The organism is Microbacterium sp. NPDC079176 (assembly GCF_040686675.1).
GTDB lineage: Bacteria > Actinomycetota > Actinomycetes > Actinomycetales > Microbacteriaceae > Microbacterium.
In genome coordinates, this window is sequence record NZ_JBFBLM010000003.1 from 573,429 (window position 1) to 593,734 (window position 20,306).

At 67.1% G+C, this 20,306-nt stretch carries 21 protein-coding genes; 12 read left to right on the top strand and 9 right to left on the bottom strand.

The window, feature by feature from the left end; translation table 11 throughout:
* Positions 1 to 176: 176 nt before the first annotated feature.
* The 3 genes from AB0P11_RS10210 to AB0P11_RS10220 form a co-directional block, all read right to left on the bottom strand.
* Positions 177 to 2,042, bottom strand: a complete 1,866-nt coding sequence (locus tag AB0P11_RS10210; RefSeq protein ID WP_363521789.1) for an AAA family ATPase — start codon at positions 2,040 to 2,042, stop codon at positions 177 to 179.
* Positions 2,039 to 2,440, bottom strand: coding sequence for a hypothetical protein (locus AB0P11_RS10215; protein WP_363521690.1), 402 nt, complete (start codon positions 2,438 to 2,440; stop codon positions 2,039 to 2,041). The genes AB0P11_RS10210 and AB0P11_RS10215 overlap by 4 nt, the downstream gene beginning before the upstream one ends.
* Before the next feature lie 931 nt (positions 2,441 to 3,371).
* Positions 3,372 to 4,775 carry a recombinase family protein gene (locus AB0P11_RS10220; RefSeq protein ID WP_363521693.1) on the bottom strand — a complete coding sequence of 468 codons (1,404 nt, stop codon included), beginning with the start codon at positions 4,773 to 4,775 and terminating at the stop codon, positions 3,372 to 3,374.
* 131 nt (positions 4,776 to 4,906) lie between these two features.
* Here AB0P11_RS10220 and AB0P11_RS10225 point away from each other — a divergent pair, with 131 nt between their 5' ends.
* Genes AB0P11_RS10225 through AB0P11_RS10240 form a run of 4 tightly spaced genes read left to right on the top strand, consistent with a single transcriptional unit; the run spans position 4,907 to position 6,373 of the window.
* Complete coding sequence (locus tag AB0P11_RS10225) at positions 4,907 to 5,119, top strand: hypothetical protein (RefSeq protein ID WP_187250602.1); 213 nt, start codon at positions 4,907 to 4,909, stop codon at positions 5,117 to 5,119.
* A 12-nt stretch (positions 5,120 to 5,131) separates the two neighbouring features.
* A complete protein-coding gene (locus tag AB0P11_RS10230; RefSeq protein WP_363521696.1) occupies positions 5,132 to 5,542 on the top strand; it encodes a TadE/TadG family type IV pilus assembly protein in 411 nt (136 codons plus the stop codon).
* On the top strand, positions 5,532 to 5,966 hold the full coding sequence (locus tag AB0P11_RS10235; protein WP_363521699.1) for a TadE family protein: 435 nt from the start codon (positions 5,532 to 5,534) through the stop codon (positions 5,964 to 5,966). Before AB0P11_RS10230 ends, AB0P11_RS10235 begins: the two co-directional genes overlap by 11 nt.
* Positions 5,963 to 6,373 (top strand): hypothetical protein, encoded by a 411-nt coding sequence (locus AB0P11_RS10240; RefSeq protein WP_363521702.1) that lies wholly within the window; start codon positions 5,963 to 5,965, stop codon positions 6,371 to 6,373. The genes AB0P11_RS10235 and AB0P11_RS10240 overlap by 4 nt, the downstream gene beginning before the upstream one ends.
* A gap of 50 nt (positions 6,374 to 6,423) precedes the next feature.
* On the opposite strand, the gene AB0P11_RS10245 is transcribed toward AB0P11_RS10240, so the two are convergent.
* Together AB0P11_RS10245 and AB0P11_RS10250 are read right to left on the bottom strand one after the other, a co-directional pair.
* Complete coding sequence (locus tag AB0P11_RS10245; RefSeq protein ID WP_363521705.1) at positions 6,424 to 6,978, bottom strand: NUDIX domain-containing protein; 555 nt, start codon at positions 6,976 to 6,978, stop codon at positions 6,424 to 6,426.
* The gene (locus AB0P11_RS10250) at positions 6,975 to 8,207 is read right to left on the bottom strand and encodes an MFS transporter (RefSeq protein WP_363521792.1); all 1,233 of its coding nucleotides are present in this window, start codon (positions 8,205 to 8,207) and stop codon (positions 6,975 to 6,977) included. Before AB0P11_RS10250 ends, AB0P11_RS10245 begins: the two co-directional genes overlap by 4 nt.
* A 108-nt stretch (positions 8,208 to 8,315) precedes the next feature.
* Here AB0P11_RS10250 and prfB point away from each other — a divergent pair, with 108 nt between their 5' ends.
* Positions 8,316 to 9,425, top strand: coding sequence for a peptide chain release factor 2 (gene prfB, locus AB0P11_RS10255; RefSeq protein WP_053096937.1), 1,110 nt, complete (start codon positions 8,316 to 8,318; stop codon positions 9,423 to 9,425).
* Positions 9,426 to 9,437: 12 nt separating this feature from the next.
* Here prfB and AB0P11_RS10260 read toward each other — a convergent pair whose 3' ends face one another.
* Both AB0P11_RS10260 and AB0P11_RS10265 read right to left on the bottom strand, forming a co-directional pair.
* On the bottom strand, positions 9,438 to 10,484 hold the full coding sequence (locus tag AB0P11_RS10260) for a DUF2510 domain-containing protein (RefSeq protein WP_363521708.1): 1,047 nt from the start codon (positions 10,482 to 10,484) through the stop codon (positions 9,438 to 9,440).
* A gap of 21 nt (positions 10,485 to 10,505) precedes the next feature.
* Positions 10,506 to 11,933, bottom strand: a complete 1,428-nt coding sequence (locus AB0P11_RS10265; RefSeq protein WP_363521711.1) for a DUF2510 domain-containing protein — start codon at positions 11,931 to 11,933, stop codon at positions 10,506 to 10,508.
* A gap of 139 nt (positions 11,934 to 12,072) precedes the next feature.
* Between AB0P11_RS10265 and ftsE the strand changes: the two genes are divergently transcribed.
* From ftsE to smpB, 3 genes are all read left to right on the top strand, one after another.
* Positions 12,073 to 13,125 (top strand): cell division ATP-binding protein FtsE, encoded by a 1,053-nt coding sequence (gene ftsE, locus AB0P11_RS10270; protein ID WP_363521714.1) that lies wholly within the window; start codon positions 12,073 to 12,075, stop codon positions 13,123 to 13,125.
* A complete protein-coding gene (gene ftsX / locus AB0P11_RS10275; RefSeq protein ID WP_056280135.1) occupies positions 13,122 to 14,036 on the top strand; it encodes a permease-like cell division protein FtsX in 915 nt (304 codons plus the stop codon). Before ftsE ends, ftsX begins: the two co-directional genes overlap by 4 nt.
* Positions 14,037 to 14,121: 85 nt before the next feature.
* Positions 14,122 to 14,598, top strand: coding sequence for an SsrA-binding protein SmpB (smpB, locus tag AB0P11_RS10280; protein WP_053096927.1), 477 nt, complete (start codon positions 14,122 to 14,124; stop codon positions 14,596 to 14,598).
* On the opposite strand, the gene AB0P11_RS10285 is transcribed toward smpB, so the two are convergent.
* Positions 14,599 to 16,464 carry a prolyl oligopeptidase family serine peptidase gene (locus AB0P11_RS10285; RefSeq protein WP_363521718.1) on the bottom strand — a complete coding sequence of 622 codons (1,866 nt, stop codon included), beginning with the start codon at positions 16,462 to 16,464 and terminating at the stop codon, positions 14,599 to 14,601. It abuts the gene before it with no gap.
* A gap of 55 nt (positions 16,465 to 16,519) precedes the next feature.
* A complete protein-coding gene (lexA, locus tag AB0P11_RS10290) occupies positions 16,520 to 17,206 on the bottom strand; it encodes a transcriptional repressor LexA (RefSeq protein ID WP_056280140.1) in 687 nt (228 codons plus the stop codon).
* Positions 17,207 to 17,488: 282 nt separating this feature from the next.
* Between lexA and AB0P11_RS10295 the strand changes: the two genes are divergently transcribed.
* The 4 genes from AB0P11_RS10295 to hisH all read left to right on the top strand — a co-directional run bounded on the left by AB0P11_RS10295 (position 17,489) and on the right by hisH (position 20,289).
* Positions 17,489 to 17,851 carry a LysM peptidoglycan-binding domain-containing protein gene (locus AB0P11_RS10295; protein WP_053096921.1) on the top strand — a complete coding sequence of 121 codons (363 nt, stop codon included), beginning with the start codon at positions 17,489 to 17,491 and terminating at the stop codon, positions 17,849 to 17,851.
* Positions 17,852 to 17,942: 91 nt separating this feature from the next.
* The gene (locus tag AB0P11_RS10300) at positions 17,943 to 19,037 is read left to right on the top strand and encodes a histidinol-phosphate transaminase (RefSeq protein ID WP_198032320.1); all 1,095 of its coding nucleotides are present in this window, start codon (positions 17,943 to 17,945) and stop codon (positions 19,035 to 19,037) included.
* Positions 19,034 to 19,651 carry an imidazoleglycerol-phosphate dehydratase HisB gene (gene hisB / locus AB0P11_RS10305; protein WP_053096918.1) on the top strand — a complete coding sequence of 206 codons (618 nt, stop codon included), beginning with the start codon at positions 19,034 to 19,036 and terminating at the stop codon, positions 19,649 to 19,651. Before AB0P11_RS10300 ends, hisB begins: the two co-directional genes overlap by 4 nt.
* Positions 19,648 to 20,289: an imidazole glycerol phosphate synthase subunit HisH gene (gene hisH / locus AB0P11_RS10310; protein ID WP_053096916.1), complete on the top strand. Its 642-nt coding sequence runs from the start codon at positions 19,648 to 19,650 to the stop codon at positions 20,287 to 20,289. Before hisB ends, hisH begins: the two co-directional genes overlap by 4 nt.
* Positions 20,290 to 20,306: the final 17 nt, after the last annotated feature.

Sequence of the window (20,306 nt, forward strand, 5' to 3'; positions counted from 1 at the left end):
TTGCCCGGATGGGGTCGTTCGACCGCGACGAGACCGCAAGGTAACGCCTCGCGCGTGCAGTGCCCCGGCGTAACCTGAGTTACCTTTGTTACCTTCGCGAGGGGGCAAGGTAACGCAGGTAACGCCGGGGCACCCTACGCGTGGTGTTGTTACCTTTTCCGCGGCGGACACGGGGATCACTTCTTCGCCCTCTTCGCGCTCTCGGCCTGGATGTCCACGCCAGCTAGAGAGTGATACGTGCCTCGAGACGCCTTGGCGATCTGTCCTTTGAGATACGCACGGTTCAGGTACACCTTCACCTTCTTGGGATCCTCGCCGAGGGCCTCGGATACTTCGGATGTGGTCACGGAGACCCGCTGACTGCTGACGAAGTGCACGATGCCCTGCATCAGCTCGCTGTTGGTGCCGGTCATCTCGGCGGCCCTCGCCAGCAGGTCGTGAGCGGTGGTCGTGGATCCTTGGAGGTTGATCACACGCGCCGTCTTGATGTCCTGACCCCGCGCGTTCTGATGAACGACGCTTTCCGTCTCGAACGAGAACGACAGTCGCTTGCCGGTGTAGTTGCCCTTCTCTACGGTGGCGAACCGCACGCCCGTGTCCTCGTCCTTCACCACAAGGATGTGAGACCGTGATGCGTCCCTCCAGGCGTGAGAGCCGGACAGCTTCTCCGCCGCGTTGCCTATGCCCTTCTTGTGATGGTGAACGGCGATGATCGCGATATTGAGTTCGGTCGCCAGATCGCGGATGGGATCGAGTGCGGCGCGCACATCCTTGGTTGCGTTCGGGTCACCTTCTACGTAAGAGATGATCGGGTCGAGCACGAGCACGCGCGCACCGGTATCGATCACGGCCTGCCGGATGGAGTCCAGATCATTCGCGAGCTGCAACGCTGTGTCGCGTCCATCGTTGGTGATGCTGATGACCTGCAGGCGTCCGGAACTGAGGTCGGCACCAGCGGCCTTCATCCGCGGCTTGAGTACGCGACCCAGATCGTCCTCACCGATGGCGGTCAACACGGTTGCAGGTCCGTCGAGGTCGCCCTCTGCGGTGCCACTCATGATCTGAGTCACCCATGCCGCCAACAGGGTGCTCTTGCCGACGTCGGCGGTGCCGGACAGGATCGTCAGGGTGCCGAGCGGGATCAGGTCCTGGATCACCCAGTAGATCGGCTCCTCGTCGATGTCGTTGAGGTCGACCAGATTGAGCTTCCGCCCCTTGTTCCGCTCGGTGGGCTTACCCCCTCGCTCGTCGACCGCGGCGGTCGGCGCGCGCGGCTCTTCCCAGTCGTGCTCGACCCTCGCGATGGCCTTCGTCCATGCCTGATCGAATGCGTCGCCGTAGTCGGGATAGTTGCGGGTGTACCGCTCGCGGGCGACCTCGAACGTCCGACGCCTGCCGTAGCGCCGCTTGAGGCTCGACACGATAGGCGTCACGAGCGGCAGCAGGTCACCGTCACCGACGCCTTCGAGAGGAACCGCCTCGGCCAGGTGCCGGCTCTTGAATGTCGGCTCGGGCTTGTACTCGTCAGCGAGCCAGTCCTCGAGTGACACGATGGATTCGTAGCCGCGCTCCTTGCGGTGAATGACGGCCCATTCGGGAGCCGGTGCGAGTGTCGGTGCCTCGGTGAGTTCCGGACCGTTGTAAATGATCATGCCGACGCCTGCGCGTATATCCACACCGGCCATGTCGTGCACGTTCGCGGCGATGGTGCAATCGACGCCCTCGGGAGCTTCGTAGTAGTCGTGCCTGCCGCGACCGCTTCGGCTCTTGTAATGGAATGTGCGCGGAAGGGAGAGGCCCGCGTGCCTCAGGCTCTCGAAGCCGTCCTTGCCGCCCTTCCGGTCGCGGTCCACCACGAGCAGACCGCTACGCCCACAGTGAACGCCGATGCGTCGGTCATCCCGACGGAACGCCTTCTTGATGGTTTCCGGGTCGGTGGTTGCGCCGTCCTTCCACGGGACCAGCGGCTTTCCCTCGGGGGAGCAGGGGAATACATGCCACCCGACCGATGCCAGGCTCAGAGCGATTTCTACGGCGCTCACTCGTCGTCCTCGCCTTCGTCGTCTTCGTCCTGCTCGATCACGAGGTATAGCCGCGGCGACTGGTCCAACTCGAAGAAGAACACGTCGTACGGCAGGCGAGGCTCGCCCGGGCGGGTGTTTTGGATGAGGTCTGACCACTGAACCTCGAGCGCCCCTGACAGCCCCTCCCGATCCCAGAACAGCTGGATGTCATGCGCTTCGGGCGCGGCGGGGTCGCCGTAAATGCGGATGAGTCCATACCTGTATGCGCGTTCGGGTCTGTGAGGGATGACGACTGCGCGCTGATACGCAGGCTCGAACCAGGCAGGATCGGCGCCGCGCCGCAGCACGTCCATCGCCTCAGACTCGGACAGCCAGGTCTTGGACGGGAGGTCGACCCGCTGCCAGCGGCGGCTCATCTCTGACCTCCGCGCAAGAGGCGCGACAGTGTACGGATTTGCTGCTGATTCAGTGGAGGGGCAACGGCAAGCGCGCGGTCAATCGCGACCTCAATAGTCGAGAATGCGTGGTTGCGGCGGGCCTCAACCTCGGCTTCGGGGTTACGCGAGCGTCGTGCACGAGCGATAGCACTCGATGACGTCTGGAGCTTGGAGGACATGGTGAAGATACCCCTTTTGGGCTCTTCTCGACATGACCTTGCGAGATTAGTTGGCTCTACAGCGCTAACGAGTGATATTGAGTTACTGCTGGGACAATGCTACGTCAGGCAGCGGTGCGCATGCGAGGACGCCAACGCTGCGCAGCCTCGGCGACGTTCGGTGTGCTTACACCGTGACGGCACCAAACGCTGAGCGGGCTGGGGTCATCCCAATCGCCTACTCGACGTTCCAGGAGGATGGAGTCGTACTGGCGAGTCAGCGTTTTGGCTTCCTCGCGGACGCCTCGCGTCAAAACCGGACGCAGCAGCCATCCATCCTCAGTGAGCCACCCTTGCACCAGGACGCACCGGCACCTGCCCCGAGCGACGACATCTGGGTCGCGGTCGGTGGCAGGGTTGGTAGACCACTGGGTTCGGTTCTGGCTTCTCATGCTGAACACAAGCTTGCCCTCGCCGCTGCGGGGCTGCCAAAAGACTTGGGAAAAGCCCAGTTCAACTGGCGAGTTGCGTTATGCCTTGCGGGAGGGGGGGATTCCCAATATGGCCGCATTTTCCCTTCTGATCTGGGGTTTTACGGCTAGGCAAGATTCTTGCTCTCTGACCTGGGGTTTTCTGTTGCGGGGCTCTCTGCGACCCCCAGCGTCGTTGGGGGTCTCCGGGTAGTAGTTGGGGTCGGGAGGGTGCCGTTGGCGACCCAGCGCGACGCTTAGCGACGGGCGCAGAGACCCCCGCTACGAGCGCCAGTCGATGCGGATCAGGTTCGGGTCGAAGGACCGACCGCTACCTTGCGGCTCGATCACTACCACGGCGAGCGCGTCGATGATGGCCCGCTGACTATCGATGTGCAGGCCCGCCCACGTCTCCCGAGCCAACGGCCCCACCACTCGCATTGGCACGCGAGCAGGCATGGACTCGGCCACGGTGCGCTCGTGCGCCGCGCGGTCGGCCCGCAGCCGCTCGGTGATGCGGCGTAGCTGGTCGCCGGTCAGCACGCCCTCGGCAAACTGATCCGCGGCTGTCGCGAGCCGTGCGTCGATGACCTCTATCGCGTTGCGGGCTTCCTGCGCAGCACCCTCATCACCCTGACTGAAGAGCTGGCTAGCATCGGGCTGCTCGAGCCGTCGGAGGATAACCTCGGTCACGAACTCGTCGACCGGCTCCTGGATGCGGCGCACCTTGTGGCATTCGCCGCATGCGTACGCGGCCTTTACCGGCTTGGACTTCTGCCCGGGCTTCGGCGTCCACCCGGGTAGCCGCTTTATGCGCCCGCCGCACCGACCGCACACAGCCAGCCCCGACAGCAGATGCACCGGAGTGCGACCGCCCGTGCCCTGTGCTCGGCTGGGGTCGGTGAGCAGTGCCTCTAGTCGTGTGTGCGTATCCTCATCGAGAATCGCCGGGTGCGCCTCGGGATTGAACTTGCCGACCACCTTGCTCCGGTGGGTGCGGAGTCCAGCAAGCGACGGACGGCGGATGAGCTGACGCAGCGTAATGCCTTGCCACGGCGCACCAGCAGGGGAAGGGATGCCGCGCGCATTGAAGTCGGTGGCGATGCTCCGCAGGGAGTCCCCATCCAGCACCCGGCGTGCTGCCTCACGGATGACGACAGCCTCGGCCTCAACGACGACGTCGCAGCTGTCTTCACGTCGGTATCCGTATCCGGGGCGCGCGGTGGGCAGGCCATCCGCAGCGCGTGCATCGGATGCGGCACGCTGGCGGCGGGCCTTACGCTTCGACTCGATGCGGCCCATCGCAGCACGCACGGTGGACATGAACTCACCGGAGTCGGTAGCCGGGTCTACGTAGCCATCACGAGCCGTGTCCCATACGACCCCTGCGACCTCGCACGCGGCGTGCAACTCCAGCTTCTCTTCGACGTTGCGCGCTAGGCGCTCCTCTTCTGTGGCGACGATAACGGCGAACGCGCCCACCTCGGCATCGGCAAGCATCCGCTCGAAGTCGGGGCGCTCCTTGTGCCCAAGTGCGCTGATGCCGTCATCGGTGTAGCGCGCCACGATGCGGTAGCCACGTGCGGCGGCGTGCTGCTCGTTCTGTGTGTGCTGGTCGGCCACCTTGTCGCGGGCAGCTACCTTCTCGCTGATGCGTGCGTAGCTCGCTGCGGGGGTGAGTTCCATGCAGAAAGGTTACTACCCATTGCCGTGCCCGCTCGTCTTCCTGATCCTCCCGCTGTCCGTGCTCTTCGCCATCTACCCCGGTCTCTTCATCCTGCGACTCGGCATCGGCTGAGCGACCACGAAAGGACGACATGCACACCTCTCGACCACGGAGCACCACCAGGGATGCCTCGCTCACCCCCGATCTCATGGACGATCTCGTCGGCGACGAATCGGGGGACGTACCCGGATGGGTGCTGGTCACGCTGATGACCGCCGGTCTCGTGGTGCTCATCTGGGCGGTCGCCGGCCCGGCGCTCAGCGCACTGTTCGAGCAGGCCATCCAACGCGTCTCCGGTCTCTGACAGGTCTCCCTGATGACTGTCGATCCACCGCGGCGCCTTCTCGGCGATGAACGCGGATCGAGTCCCGTGGAGTTCGTGCTCGTGGGCACGCTCCTCACCCTTCTCACTCTCGCTGTCATGCAGCTCGCGCTCGCCGTCTACGTGCGCAATGTCGTGCACGACGCGGCGGTCGAAGGGGCCCACTACGCGGCCCTGGCAGACACGCCCATGGAACAGGGCGTGGAGCGCGCCCGCGCGGCGATCACCCTCGCGGTCGGGGCCGAGTACGCCCACGATGTGACGGCCGTTCGATCGACGGCACTGGATCGCGCGACGATCGAGGTGCGCGTCCGAACGACGCTCCCCGTGATCGGGCTGCTCGGGGTGCCCTTCGCGTTGGAGGTGCAGGCGCATGCGCCGGAAGAGTCCTTCGATGATCGATGACGAGGGTTCGGCGGCACTCGAATTCATCACGGTGGGCGTCATCCTGCTTGTGCCGTTGGTCTACCTGATCATCGCGCTGGGCGCGATTCAGGAGCAGACACTGGGAGTCGGGGCGGCCGCGCGCCACGTCGCGCGCACGATCGTGCTCGCACCGGATGCCGCCACTGCAGCAGTGCGGAGTGAGCTCGTGCTCGCCGACGTCACCGATCAGTACGGCATCGATGAGGAATCGACCGAGGTGTCTGTGGCGTGCGTGCCCGTCGGGACGGAGTGTCCGTCGGCCGGCGCGGTCGTGACCGTCACGGTCACGGCGTCGGTGTCCCTGCGACTGATGCCGGCGGTCTTCGGATCGGACTCGGCGGCCGCGATCCGAGTCGAGGGGTCGGCGGTCCAGAAGGTCTCTCGCCTGTGGGGCACCGGATGAGAGCGTCGGGTGACGACGGAAGCGTGCTGCTGCTGACGCTCGGCTATGCCCTGCTGGCGCTCGCACTCATCTTCGTGAGTGTCTGCGCGACCGACCTCTACATCTCGCAGAAGCGGCTGGATGCGATCGCTGACGCCGCAGCGCTCGCCGGAGCGGACGGCTTCACCCTGGCTGTGGACGGAACGACGGCACGGGCGGACCTCACCGATCAGGGGGTCAGAGAGCAGGTCGACGCAGTGCTCGCCGCGCTGCCGTCACCCGTGGACCTCGATTCAGCGTCGAGCCCCGACGGGCACTCAGCACGCGTGACCGTCTCGACCCTGTGGCATCCGCCGCTCGTGTCACTGTTCGTGACGGACGGGGTGCGCCTCGAGGCGACGGGGATGAGTCGCACCGCTCTGGGGTGATCGTTCGCTCGGGTCGACCTGCACGAGGGCGACCTCCGCCGGATGCGACGTCAGCTCACCAGACGATCGCGCAGTCGTCGCACCCGCCCGGCGAAGCCCTGCGGCACCTGCGACGGCAGCGCGTCGATCGCCCACCAGCGCACGTCCTCCGACTCGTCGCTCACGATCAGGTCGGCATCGTCGCTGATGACGACGCCGATCCCGATGTCGAGATGGGATGCGCACCGACCGAACGCCGAGGACAGCGCGTGATGATCGAGGTCGTACACGAGCGGTTCCGCGCTGGCGGAGACGTCCACACCGGTCTCCTCCCGCAGCTCGCGCAGAGCGGCATCCGCCACAGAGGTGTCGTCGGGTTCGAGATGTCCGCCTGGCTGCACCCAGAACTGCCCCTTGGCGTGGAAGACGAGCAGCGTGCGAGTGAGTGAGCGGTCGAACACGAGCGCCGAAGCGGTCGCGTGATCGGGACCGTCGTCGCGGGAGACCGGCCCATGATCGTCGGCGAAGAACGTCGCGAAGTCGGCCGCGGCATCGCGATCGTGATCCGTCGACGACGGAGCCGCGACGACCAGGCGGCGCACGTCTGCGCGGAGGGCAGCGGTCATGACTCCTCCTGTCTGCTGCGCGGAACGAAACGCGGGATCCAGCGGATGAATCCACCCGCGCCGATCAGGCCGATCGCACCCATCGCCGCTGCGGCGATCGGCAGTGACGCGATCGCGACGATCGCCGACACCAGCAGCGGAGCGGCCGCTCCGCCGGCATCCGTCAGCGTGCGCCACGAGCCGAGGAACGCGGCGGGCTCCTTCTTCGGCGCGACGTCGGCGCCGAGTGTGAGCAGAATGCCGCTCGAGAGCCCGTTGCCCACCCCGAGCACGGCGGCGAACATGCCGAACCACAGGACCGCGGCTTCCAGGTCGTGCGTGAAGGAGAGGGCGAGGAACCCCGCGCCCATCAGCACCATCGCCGGCATAGCCGCCCACAGACGCCCGAACCTGTCCATCACCTGGCCGCTGGCGTAGAACAGGGCGAAGTCGATCGCTCCCGAGATTCCGACGACGAGGGCGATGGTCGAGGCGTCGAGTCCGAGTGAGAGTCCCCACAGGGGAAGCACGACCTGACGTGCCGATCGCACCGCGGACAGCGACGCGGCGGCGAGTCCCAGTCGTCCGAGCACGCTGCGCTGTTGCCACATCGTGCGGAAGATGCCCGCGCGCGCGGTCGTCGGAATCGAGCCCGTGACCGGTTCGCCGGAATCATCCGCGAGTGCGGCGGTGCGCACAGGGGTCGTCGGGGCGATCGTCTTCTCGGGATCGGGGCCCAGCAGCACGAGCAGCACCATCACGACGAGACAGCCCAGGAAGAACCAGATCGCGGCTGATTCCGAACCGAACAGCTGCAGGAGCCCAGCGGCGACGAACGGCCCGATGAAGATTCCGAGGCGGAAGCTGCCACCGAGCAGCGAGAGCGCGCGAGCACGGAACGCGAGGGGAACCCTCGTCGTCATGAACGCATGACGCGCCAGGCCGAAGGCGGCCGCGCAGAACCCCAGGAGGAACACGGAGGCGGCCAGCACGCCCAGCGAGGGGGCGAACACCATTCCGACGCCGGCGAGGATCGCTATCGCACCCGCGATCACCATCGTGAAGCGCTCGCCGATGCGCGCGACGGCCCAGCCCGCAGGAAGGTTGCCGCACAGCTGACCCACGACGAGGGCGGATGCCACCAGGGCGGCGAAGGCGACGTCGGCGCCCATCCGCGCAGCGATCACCGGGATCAGAGGGATCACCGCGCCTTCACCGAGCGAGAACAGCACGGTCGGGAGGTACACCATCGGTCCGAATCGCCTGAGGACCGTGGATGCGCTGCTCACCCGATTCACGCTACTCCCGTTCGAACGCCGTCCCCGCCCGCAGGGGCGGCACGTTAGGCTGGACGCGACATGCTCGAACTCGATCTCTCCGCCGACATCCAGGCCCTGCGACTCACCTACGGTGACATCCGCGAGGTCATCGATGTCGAGACCCTCCGCTCCGACATCGCGCGCCTCAGCGAGGAAGCCGGCGTGCCGGACCTCTGGGACGACCCCGAACGCGCCCAGAAGGTGACCAGTGCTCTGAGCCACCGCCAGTCGGCGCTCGCCAGAGTCGAGGGCATCGGTCGTCGACTCGACGATCTCGAGGTTCTCGTCGACCTGGCGAACGAGATGGGCGATGAGGACTCCGCCGTCGAAGCGCGCGCCGAGCTCAACGCGCTCACCGAGATCATCAATCAGCTCGAGGTGCAGACGCTGATGGACGGCGAGTACGACGAGCGCTCCGCCATCATCACCATCCGCTCGGGTGCAGGCGGCGACGACGCCACCGACTTCGCCGAGATGCTCATGCGCATGTACCTGCGCTGGGCCGAACGCCACAAGTATCCCGTCAAGGTTCTCGACACCTCGTACGCCGAGGGTGCCGGCATCAAGTCGGCGACGTTCGAGATCGACGCTCCCTACGCATTCGGAACGGTGTCGGTCGAGGCAGGGACGCACCGCCTCGCCCGTATCAGCCCGTTCGGCTCGGCGGACAAGCGGCAGACGTCCTTCGCCGCCGTCGAGGTCATCCCTCTCATGGAGGAGGCGACCGAGGTCGACATCCCCGAGAACGACATCCGAGTCGACGTCTTCCGCTCGTCGGGTCCCGGCGGGCAGTCCGTCAACACCACCGACTCCGCCGTGCGCCTGACTCACCTTCCGACCGGCATCGTCGTCTCGATGCAGAACGAGAAGTCGCAGATCCAGAACCGTGCTGCCGCGATGCGCGTGCTTCAGACCCGACTCCTGCTGCTGCAGAAGGAGGAGGAAGCCGCGAAGAAGAAGGAGCTCGCCGGAAACATCACGGCGAGCTGGGGCGACCAGATGCGCTCGTACTTCCTCTACGGTCAGCAGCTCGTGAAGGACCTCCGCACCGGACACGAGTCGGGCAACCCGGCTGCCGTGTTCGATGGCGATCTCGACGGGTTCATCTCGGCCGGCATCCGCTGGCGCAAGCGCAAAGACGAGGACTGAGCGACGCTCGTCTCAGCGGTCGGCGCCTTCGAGGGTGCCCGTGATCTCGTCGTAGCTGATCACGATGCACTGGACTGCTCGGTCGTTCATCCGCTTCCATGACGACTCAGTCGGCACGAACCAGTAGTTGTCGAGCTCCGAATCGGCGTAGGGGATGCCGACGAACTCCTCGAAAGCGACGTCGCACCTCTCGGCCGCGGTGGTCTGCAGTTCCTCGTCCCCGGGGAATTCGCCCTCTGGCACATCGAAGATGAAATAGACCTCGTCGGTGTGCGGCGCGTCACACGGAACGATCGGAAGCTCGTACACCTCTTCCTCCCATTCGATGAGCGGAATGCAGTGACCGACCTCGAGTTCGTTGACCGTCACGGTCTCGGTTCCCGCGCTGCCGGGAGAGCCTTCGGCGGTGTCGTCGGGTTCTGTGCTCTGGGTCGCCTGAGGGGTCGAGGTGGACGTCGGCACGATCGACGACAGCCCCGAGGAGCCCAGGGTCAGCAGCATCATGGCGATCGCGACGACACCACCCAGCACGGCCACCGCGATGCCCACCGCTCCCGGCCACTTCGCACCCCGGAGGAACAGGGAGATCAGCGAGAGCACGAATCCGATCCCGAGCAGAACCCCACCAGCCATCGAGATCGGCGGGATGCACGAGAGGACCACTCCGAGCACGGCCATGCCGAGACCGATGATGCCGAGCACAGAGACCTTCGTGTTCGCCTTCGAGGGCACAGGGCCGTACGATCCGAACCCTGCCGTCGCATCCGGGGAGGCGACGACGCCTGCCGAGGTCGCGGGCATCGACGCGCGCCCGTACTGCGGCACCTCTGCGGAGGCCCCGGGGGAGGGATTCGACGACCGCCAGGCATAGGGCGGTTCGAAGATCGGGTCCGCCGATGCGGCGACCGGGGGCTCCTCCGTGGCATGCTGGCCGTGCTCCTGTGGCGTGTTCGCCACGGACGACGTCTCGGTGGTCACGGTGTGCTCAGTCCAGACTGCGCCGTCCCACCAGCGCTGCCGGCCCGCTCCGTCGTCGTACCACCCTGCCGGGACCGTCATGATCGCCGTTCCGCTCGGGTCTCAGCCGGCCGACGGAGCGACGTCGATGCGCGCGATGTCGCGTCCGGCCTCGTCAGTGACGACGAAGACGTAGGACTCGCTCTGGGCGATGTCGAAGGTGATCGGGCCGCTGACCGTCTGCCCCGGGTCGAGGAGCTCGTTCGGTGCGCCCGTCACGAAGAAGTCGACCTGACCCTCGACTCCTTCTGCCGTCTCCAGAGAGGTGAACAGCGGGTTCGCGGCCGTCGTGCCCTCGACACCGGTCCACGTCGTCTCGAGGGTCACGTAACCGCCGTTGGTCGAGGGGACGCTCGAGCCGTCGCTGGTCGCCCAGCGCGCCTCGGTGACAGTGATCTCGCCGCTCCCGCCCAGGAAGGTGAGTGCGACGGTGTCGCCGATCGTGCCCTCTTCGACCTGCGCGGACCCCGTGCCGTCGTCGGTCGTGCCGTCGTCGATTCCGGTGTCGGAATCGCTCGACGGCGGCGCGGACGGCAGATCGCGCACGGCCTCGGACACCGTCGCGAAGACGATGACGAAGAACATGACGACCGCGATGATCGCGCCGATGATCGAGAGGATGAGTCCGGAGATGCCGGGCCACTTCCTGCCCTTGAGGAAGAGCGAGATGAGCGAGACGATGAAGCCCACGCCGAGCAGGAGCCATCCGAGCCAGAAGATCACCGGGATGCACGACAGGATCGTTCCGAGCGCCGCGAGTCCGAGCCCGACGAGCCCGAGGACCGACGGGCGGGCCGGAGCCACCGGGGTCGTGGCGCCGTATGCGGGCGGGTATCCGGCGGGCGCACCGTACTGCTGTCCGGCGGGAGCGTACGCGGCGGCGCCGGGGTACGAGGGTGAGGGTGCCGCCGAACCCGGGTATGCGGGCGCGGCGGGGTACTCCTGGGGATACGAGGGGGCTGCGGTACCCGGGTAGGAGGGTGCACCACCTTCGGAGGGACCCGCGGTGTTCGCATACGGGGGCACGATGTCGTCGGTCGGCGTCGGGGACTCCGGAGAGGTGGAACCCTGCTCATGCGTGGTGCCGGCCTCGTCGACAGGGGCATCGGTCACGGGCGCGCCGTATGAGGGCGCGGCGCCCGCGTCCTGGTGGGCGGACGGCTCGGCCGGAGTCTCCGCGTCGGCGCGGGAGTCGGAGGGTGCGGGCGTGTTCCACGACTGGCTCTCGACCGCGGCGACCGACTCGATCGCAGCGGCCGTCTCCGCGGCTGCTGCCGAATCGGGAGTCGCGTCGGACGAGGAGTGGCCCGATACGTCAGCCGACTCGGAACCCCGGTCCGTGGTCGCTTCGCCGGTCAGACCGCCGGCCGACTCGCCTGCTGCAGACGGGGCGGATTCCACGATGGGGGCGAAGTGCTCGGTCCACTGGGTGCCGTCCCACCACCGCTGACGCCCGGATCCGTCGTCATACCAGCCTGCAGGCGTCGTCATGGTTCCCCCTCGGAGTATCGTCCATGCTGACGGCACGGATCGGCACCTCCATGTATAGCAGTGGAGTGCGACACGCAGGGGGGTCGAGCGGGGTGTCGCTCGCAGGCAGACGAGGGTGCGCGCTTAGGCTCGAACCGCCATGATTCGGTTCGAGAACGTCACGAAACGCTATCGCGGGACCTCGCGGCCCGCTCTGTCCGATGTCGACTTCGAAGTGCAGCGCGGGGAGTTCGTCTTCCTCGTCGGCGCGTCGGGGTCGGGCAAGTCGTCCTGTCTGCGACTCATCCTCCGCGAGGACGTGCCGACGACGGGTCGAGTCGCCGTGCTCGGCCGCGATCTGCGTTCGCTTGCGAACCGGAAGGTGCCGTACTTCCGCCGCCACATCGGATCCGTGTTCCAGGACTTCCGACTGCTGCCGTCGAAGACCGTCTACCAGAACGTCGCCTTCACTCTGCAGGTGACGGGCTCGTCGCGCGGCTTCATCCAGCAGGCCGTGCCCGAGGCGCTCGCGCTGGTCGGACTCGACGGGAAGCAGAAGCGGATGCCGCACGAGCTCTCCGGCGGCGAGCAGCAGCGCGTCGCGATCGCACGGGCGCTCGTGAATCGCCCCCAGGTCCTGCTCGCGGACGAGCCGACCGGAAACCTCGACCCGGCGACGTCGGTCGACATCATGCAGCTCCTCGCCAGGATCAATGCCGGAGGCACCACCGTGCTGATGGCGACACACGAGGCGGGCTTCGTCGACCAGATGCAGCGTCGGGTCATCGAACTTCGTGATGGCGAGATGGTGCGAGACGAGGTGCACGGCGGCTACGGAGACACGTCGAACATCCCGCGTCTGGTTCCCGAGGAGGTGCGCGGTGCCGCCGCGGCCGCTGCACTCACTGCTGTGCAGGAGGTGCAGCGCCAGACCGCCGACCTCTCGCTGGTCCGCGCCGCGCTCGCTGAGGAGCTCAGCGCGCAGCGCAAGGCGGAATCGGCGTCCGCAGACGCCGTCCCGACCGCATCCGAGACTCCCGAGGCTCAGGCGGCGCCGATCGAGCCGCCGGTGATAGACGAGCAGCCGGCGGTCGCCCTCGCGGCGCGGACGCATCCCATCGTGCTGCCGCAGGTCGACGTCGCCGAGCTCGGGGTGGCCGATCGACTCGGTCTGTCCGACGACGGCACGGAAAAAGTGGGGCCGACGTCGTGAGAATCGGACTCATCCTCGCGGAGGCCCTCGGAGGGCTTCGTCGCAACATCTCGATGGTCATCTCCGTCGTGCTCGTGACATTCGTCTCGCTGACCTTCGTCGGCGCCGCGATCCTGATGCAGGCGCAGATCGGCACGATGCGCGGCTATTGGACCGAGCGGGCGCAGGTCGCCGTCTACATGTGCTCCGACATCTCGGAGCAGGACACCTGCGTCGACGGCGGCGCCTCGGAGGAGCAGGTCGACGCCGTGCGAGCACAGCTCGACGGCGAGGCGCTCGCTCCTCTCATCAGCGAGGTCAGCTTCGATTCCAAGGAAGACACCTACGCCAAGCTCGTCGATCAGCTCGGCGAGGACCAGGCGAGCGTGATCTCGCCCGAGCAGGCGTTCGAGGTCTTCTTCGTCACCATGAAGGATCCCGGCCAGTCGCAGGTCATCTCCGAGGCGTTCAACGGTGTCGCGGGGGTGGAGCAGGTCCAGGATCAGCTCCAGTACCTTGAACCCCTGTTCTCCGCCTTGACGGTCGCGACCTACATCGCGGTCGGTATCGCAGCGCTCATGCTGATCGCCGCCATCCTCTTGATCGGCACGACCATCAGGCTCTCCGCGTACGCCAGACGCAAGGAGATCGGGATCATGCGCCTGGTGGGGGCGTCCAACCGCTTCATCCAGACGCCGTTCGTCCTGGAGGGCGTCTTCGCTGCCTTCCTCGGCTCGGCCCTCGCAAGCGCGGCCGTCGTCGCCGGCGTCCACTTCGGCGTCGACGGCTACCTCCGAGGACGCGTGCCGTTCATCACGACCTGGGTGTCGATGCAGGACGCTGCCGTCGTCGTCCCGGTGCTGATCGGCATCGGCGTCGTGCTCGCCGCGCTGTCGGCGGGTTTCGCGATCCGTCGCTGGCTTCGCACCTGACCCGCGCGCCGGTATAGACTGACAGGCTGTCGTGCGCCCGTGACGGGCACCGGAACCATTGCGCGACGCGGATCAGGAGAGAATCATGCCCAGGGAACGCGGGGAGAAGGTCGTCGCGACCAATCGTCGCGCACGTCACGACTACAACATCGAGAAGTCGTACGAGGCGGGGATGGTGCTCACCGGCACCGAGGTGAAGTCACTGCGCCAGGGGCGCGCGAACCTGAGCGACGGATATGCGTTCGTCAAGGGGAACGAGGTCTTTCTCGACTCGGTGCACATCCCGGAGTACTCGCAGGGCCACTGGACCAACCATTCGGCGAAGCGCGTCCGCAAGCTGCTGCTGCACCGTGAGGAGATCGCGAAGCTGCAGCACGCGGTCTCCGCCGGCGGCTACACGCTGATCCCGCTGAAGCTGTACTTCTCCGACGGTCGCGCCAAGGTCGAGATCGCTCTCGCCAAGGGAAAGCGCGAGTTCGACAAGCGCCAGACCCTCCGCGAGCGTCAGGACACCCGCGAAGCCGAGCGCGCGATGCGCCTGCGCAACCGCGTGGGGGAGTGATCAGCGCGCGGGCGTGAATCCGAACACGCGTCCGAGGAAAGCGAGCTCCCTCTCGAGGGCGTCGATGATCGTCTCGCTCGACCGGAAGCCATGGCCCTCACCCGGGTACAGCACGTACTCGTGCTCCACACCACTCGTCGCCAGCGCATCGCGGATCGCCTCGGACTGTGCCGGTGGCACGACACGGTCGTCCGCACCCTGCATCAGCAGCACCGGCACGTCGATCCGGTCGGCGTGTGTCAGGGGCGAACGCGCGATGTAGAGTGCCTCCGCCTCGGGCAGCGGACCCACCAGCCCCTCGATGTAGTGCGCCTCGAAGTCGTGGGAGTGCGCGCTCAGCATCCGCAGGTCGACCACTCCGTATCGGCTGATCCCCGCGGCGAACGTCCCTCCCCGCACCAGCGACGAGAGCACTGTCCAACCACCCGCCGAGCCGCCTCTGATCGCGATGCGGGCGGGATCCGCGAGCCCGGCATCGGCGAGGCCGCGGGCCGCTGCGATCACGTCGTCGACGTCGACCACGCCCCATCCGCCGTCCAGCCGTTCGCGGTACGCACGGCCGTAGCCCGTCGATCCGCCGTAATTGACGTCGAGCACGCCGATGCCGCGGCTCGTCCAGAACGCGACGGCGGCGGACGCCGCGCCGGTCACATGCGCGGTCGGGCCGCCGTGGACGAGCACGATGTAGGGCGGGAGCTCGTCATCCACGGCCGGAGCGTGGGCCGAGGGATTCGTCGGCGGGTACGCGAAGGCATGGACGGGCCCGTGCGAGCCGTCGACCAGGACCTCGGATGCGGGCGGCATCCACGCAGGATCGGTCGGCGCAGCTCCCGCGACGGCCTCGACGCGACCCGTGTCGACGTCGACGCACCAGACCCCGGGTTCTGTCGTCGAGCTGTTTCCGGAGAGCAGCACGCGGGAGCCCGCGACATCGTCGACACTCACGTGGCCGTCTGCGGGGAGGGGAATGCGGTGGGCGCTGCCGTCGGGGTCGATGACGACGACCCGGTCGCGACCGTTCGTGCGCACAGCCACGACGCGACCGTCGGCGAGCGGGCGGTACCAGCGATTGCCGAGCACCCAGAGGCCGTATCCCGTGTCGGCGTCGTCGTCGATGATCTGCTCCGCCGTGCCGACCGCCTGGGCTCCGCTGACACGCTGTCGGTGCAGAGCCCAGCGGCCCGAGGGATCGTCGGAGTACACGATCTCGTCGTCAGCCGTCCACTCGGGCTGCAGCGCGGCGCGAGTGGACAGCTCTGTGCGCGCGGTGCCGTCCGAGATCACCAACGACGCTCGCTGCCACGGCATCCGATCGCCGGACCACTCGACCCACGCTGCACGAGAACCGTCGGGAGACAGTGCCGGATGGGCGTAGAACGACTCGCCTTCGACGAGGGTCTTCAACAGCGCAGGCCGGTCGGATGCCGACCCGTCGGTCGGGATCTCGACGATGGCGCGTCGGTGAGGGGAGACGGACAGATCCTCCCGCACGGCGAACAGGCGGCCGCTCTGCAGACGCAGACCGCCGTGCGCCGGGCCCGGGGGTGTCAGAGGAACGGGGACACCGCCGCGGGGCATGCGGTGCACGCGCTGATCCTTGGCATCGACGAAGTACAGCGTGCCGTCGGCATCCGCGGTCCACGCCCCGCCGCCGTACTCGTGGACGCGAGACCGAGCACTCCATGGCGCGGGAAGGATCTCGGCACCCGTCGAACTTCGCACGGTCAGGCGACCGCCCTCGGCAGGGATCGACTCACCCCACCAGATCTCGTCAGCCACGAAGGCGCTGCCATCGATCCGCGGAGACGACGCGGCGATCCGGTCGGGGGTGAACGGAGAGGTCCAGGTACCGAACGGCGACGACATGGTTCGAGCCTATGGTGCGTCGACGCCCGCCGTCACCGGCAGGGTGGGAGGGGAGTCAGACCGCGCGCAGCACGGCGACGATCTTGCCGAGGATGACGGACTCGTCGCCGAGGATCGGCTCGAATGCGGAGTTGCGAGGCAGCAGCCAGGTGTGGCCGTCGCGTCGACGGAGAACCTTCACCGTCGCCTCGCCGTCGAGCATGGCGGCGACGATCTCGCCGTTCTCGGCGCTGCTCTGCGACCGCACCACGACCCAGTCGCCGTCGCAGATCGCCGCATCGATCATCGATTCGCCGGACACCTTGAGCATGAACAGGTCGCCCTTGCCGACGAGCTGCCGGGGGAGCGGGAAGATCTCCTCGACCTGCTGGTCGGCGGTGATCGGGACACCTGCGGCGATGCGGCCGACGAGCGGCACGAGCGCCGCATCGCCAACGGGGGTCGCCACATCGGCGGGATTCTCTCCGCTGGTGCCGGGGAGGTCGATGAGCACTTCCATGGCACGGGTCTTGCCGGGGTCGCGTCGCAGATATCCGCTCAGCTCGAGCTGGCCGAGCTGGTGGGTCACGCTGGACAGCGACTTGAGGCCCACGGCGTCGCCGATCTCTCTCATGCTCGGCGGGTACCCGTGACGGCTGATCGACGTCTGGATGACCTCGAGGATCGCCATCTGCTTGGGACTCAGGCTCTTGCGGCGACGGGTGCGCGGGACGTCGGCGTCGGGGGCGGAGATGTCGCTCATGGTGCTCCTCAGGTGTGCGATTCCGGCGTCTCAGTTCGAATGTCGGAGGCCCGTGGTGGGGTGTTGACATCGAAACCGTATCCGAGAATCGCGCCGAAGTGGAAGATCTGTTCGAGCGTGTCGGACGATTCCCGGACTTCTGTTTCGAAGAACGCTTGACAGATGTTCGAATTCGAAGATAACTTCGGAACGTAGCTTCGCATTCACGGCTCCCGGCCGAGGCGCGAATGCGAACGCTACGCCAACTTCACCGCGCACGCGGTAGATGCAGAGGAGCACGACATGAGCACCATCACCTTCAGCAGTGCAGCAGTCCTTCCGGCTCGTCCGGCGACGCGGCTCAAGCTGACGGCGCGCGGTCGACGTGTCGTTCTCGCTGTCGCGGCCGTGCCGCTCGCAGCCGGGATCGCATTCGCCGCACTCAGCGGCGGCAGTGCGATGGCCTCAGGCGAACAGACCGCCACGGCATCGTTCGCGACGGTGACGGTGATGCCCGGCGACACGCTGTGGTCGATCGCCGAGAGCGTGGCCCCCGGCGCGGATCCGCGCGACGTGATCGGCGACATCACGCGTCTGAACCTGCTGCGCGGCGGCGAGCTGCAGATCGGCCAGGAGCTGGCGATTCCGGCGCAGTATTCGGAATGAACCCGTGAGGGCCGTTCGATCGAGCGGTGCGGCGCGGAAGCGCGTTCACACTCCGTCACCACGAGCGTCTGTGTAGCGAAGGCGGCCTACCATGGGGAGGGTGACTGCATCACTCGCCGACCTCCCTCTTCGCGACGACCTCCGAGGGCTCACGCCCTATGGAGCGCCGCAAGCGCCTCTTCCGATCGCACTCAACGTCAACGAGAACACGCATCCGGTTCCCGACGCGGTCGCCAGTGACATCCTGGACGACATCGCGGTCGCGCTCCGCGATGTCAACCGCTACCCGGATCGCGAGTTCACCACGCTCCGGGAAGGGTTCGCGGAGTACCTCGGTCATGGTCTCGAACCGGCTCAGATCTGGGCGGGCAACGGGTCGAACGAGGTCCTTCAGCACATTCTGCAGGCGTTCGGCGGGCCGGGCCGCACGGCGTTCAGCTTCGCCCCGACCTACTCGATGTATCCGCTGATCTCGAAGGGCACCGGAGCGCGCTGGGTCGCCGGCACCAGGCAGCCCGACTACACGATCACCCCCGAAGAGGCGGCATCGCAGGTGCGAGATGTCGATCCTGACGTCATCCTGCTGTGCTCTCCGAACAATCCGACAGGCACGCCGCTGGGCCTCGACGTCGTCGAAGCCGTGTACGAGGCGTCGAACGGAATCGTCGTCGTCGACGAGGCGTACCAGGAGTTCGCGCCGCACGACGCGGCATCGGCTCTGACCCTTCTCGAGGGACGACCGCGGCTCGCCGTCTCCCGCACGATGAGCAAGGCCTTCGCCTTCGCGGGTGCCCGCGTGGGGTACCTCGCCGCGGATCCTGCCTTCATCGACGCTCTGCGGCTCGTGCGCCTGCCGTACCACCTCAGCGCTCTCACGCAGGCCGCAGCCGTCGCCGCTCTGCGCAACTCCGACGTGATGCTCGGCATGGTCGAGGAGATCGTCGAGCAGCGGGATCGCATCTCCGCGACGCTCGAGGCGCTGGGGTACACCCCGCATGAGTCCTGGTCGAACTTCGTCCTGTTCGGGGGTGTCGCAGAGCCCCAGAAGGTCTGGCAGCAGCTCTACGAGCAGGGTGTTCTCATCCGCGACGTCGGGATACCCGGGCACCTCCGCGTCACCGCGGGCACCGAGGCGGAGACCACGGCATTCCTCGATGCCCTCGCCTCGATAGGATCGGCTTCATGAGCAGCCCCGCCCAGACCCCGCGCACCGCCACGCGTGTGCGCAGCACGTCGGAGTCCACCGTCGAGCTCGAGCTGAACCTCGACGGCACCGGTGCGAGCCGTATCGACACGTCGGTGCCGTTCTTCGATCACATGCTGACGGCTTTCGCGAAGCACTCGCTCACGGACCTCACGGTGCGCGCCTCGGGGGACACGCAGATCGACGCACACCACACCGTGGAGGACATCTCGATCGTTCTCGGTCAGGCCATCCGTGAAGCGCTGGGCGACAAGTCCGGCATCTCGCGATACGGCGACGCTCTCGTGCCGCTCGACGAGGCGCTCGCTCAGGCTGTCGTGGACATCTCGGGGCGTCCCTATCTCGTTCACACGGGGGAGCCTGCCGGTTTCGAGCACCACCTCATCGGCGGCCACTTCACCGGTTCGCTCGTGCGCCACACGTTCGAGGCCATCACCTTCAACGCGGGACTCACGGTGCACGTGCGCGTTCTCGGGGGCCGCGACCCCCACCACATCGCCGAAGCCGAGTACAAGGCATTCGCTCGGGCGTTCCGCCAGGCCAAGGCCCTCGACCCTCTGGTCGACGGCATCCCGTCGACGAAGGGCGCACTGTGAGCAGGGCTCCCCGGGTCGCCGTCTTCGATTACGAATCCGGCAACGTCCACTCGGCTGTCAAGGCGCTCATCGCCGCCGGTGCTGATGCGGTGCTGACGCGCGACCGCAAGGAAGCGCTCGAGGCAGACGGTCTCGTGGTGCCGGGGGTCGGCGCGTTCCAGGCCGTCCGCGATGCGCTCTACGCGCACGGCGGCGACGAGATCATCGATCGCCGGCTCGCAGGCGGGCGCCCGGTGCTCGGCATCTGCGTCGGCATGCAGGTTCTGTTCGCGCACGGTGTCGAGCGCGGGCACGATTCCGAGGGTCTCGGCGAATGGCCGGGAGCGGTCACGGAGCTCAACGCGCCGGTGCTGCCGCACATGGGGTGGAACACGGTCGAGCCGGGCGCCGAATCGGTGCTGTTCAAGGGCATCGAGAACGAACGCTTCTACTTCGTGCATTCCTACGCCGCGCAGTCGTGGGAGCTCGATGTCATCCCGCCGTTCCCTCAGCCGGTGCTTACGTGGTCGACGTACGGCGATCCGTTCCTCGCTGCGGTCGAGAACGGGCCGCTCTCCGCGACGCAGTTCCATCCTGAGAAGTCCGGCGAGGCCGGAATCCAGCTGCTCCGCAACTGGGTCGACAGCCTTCGGTCCTGACGCGTCGGCAGCCCGCT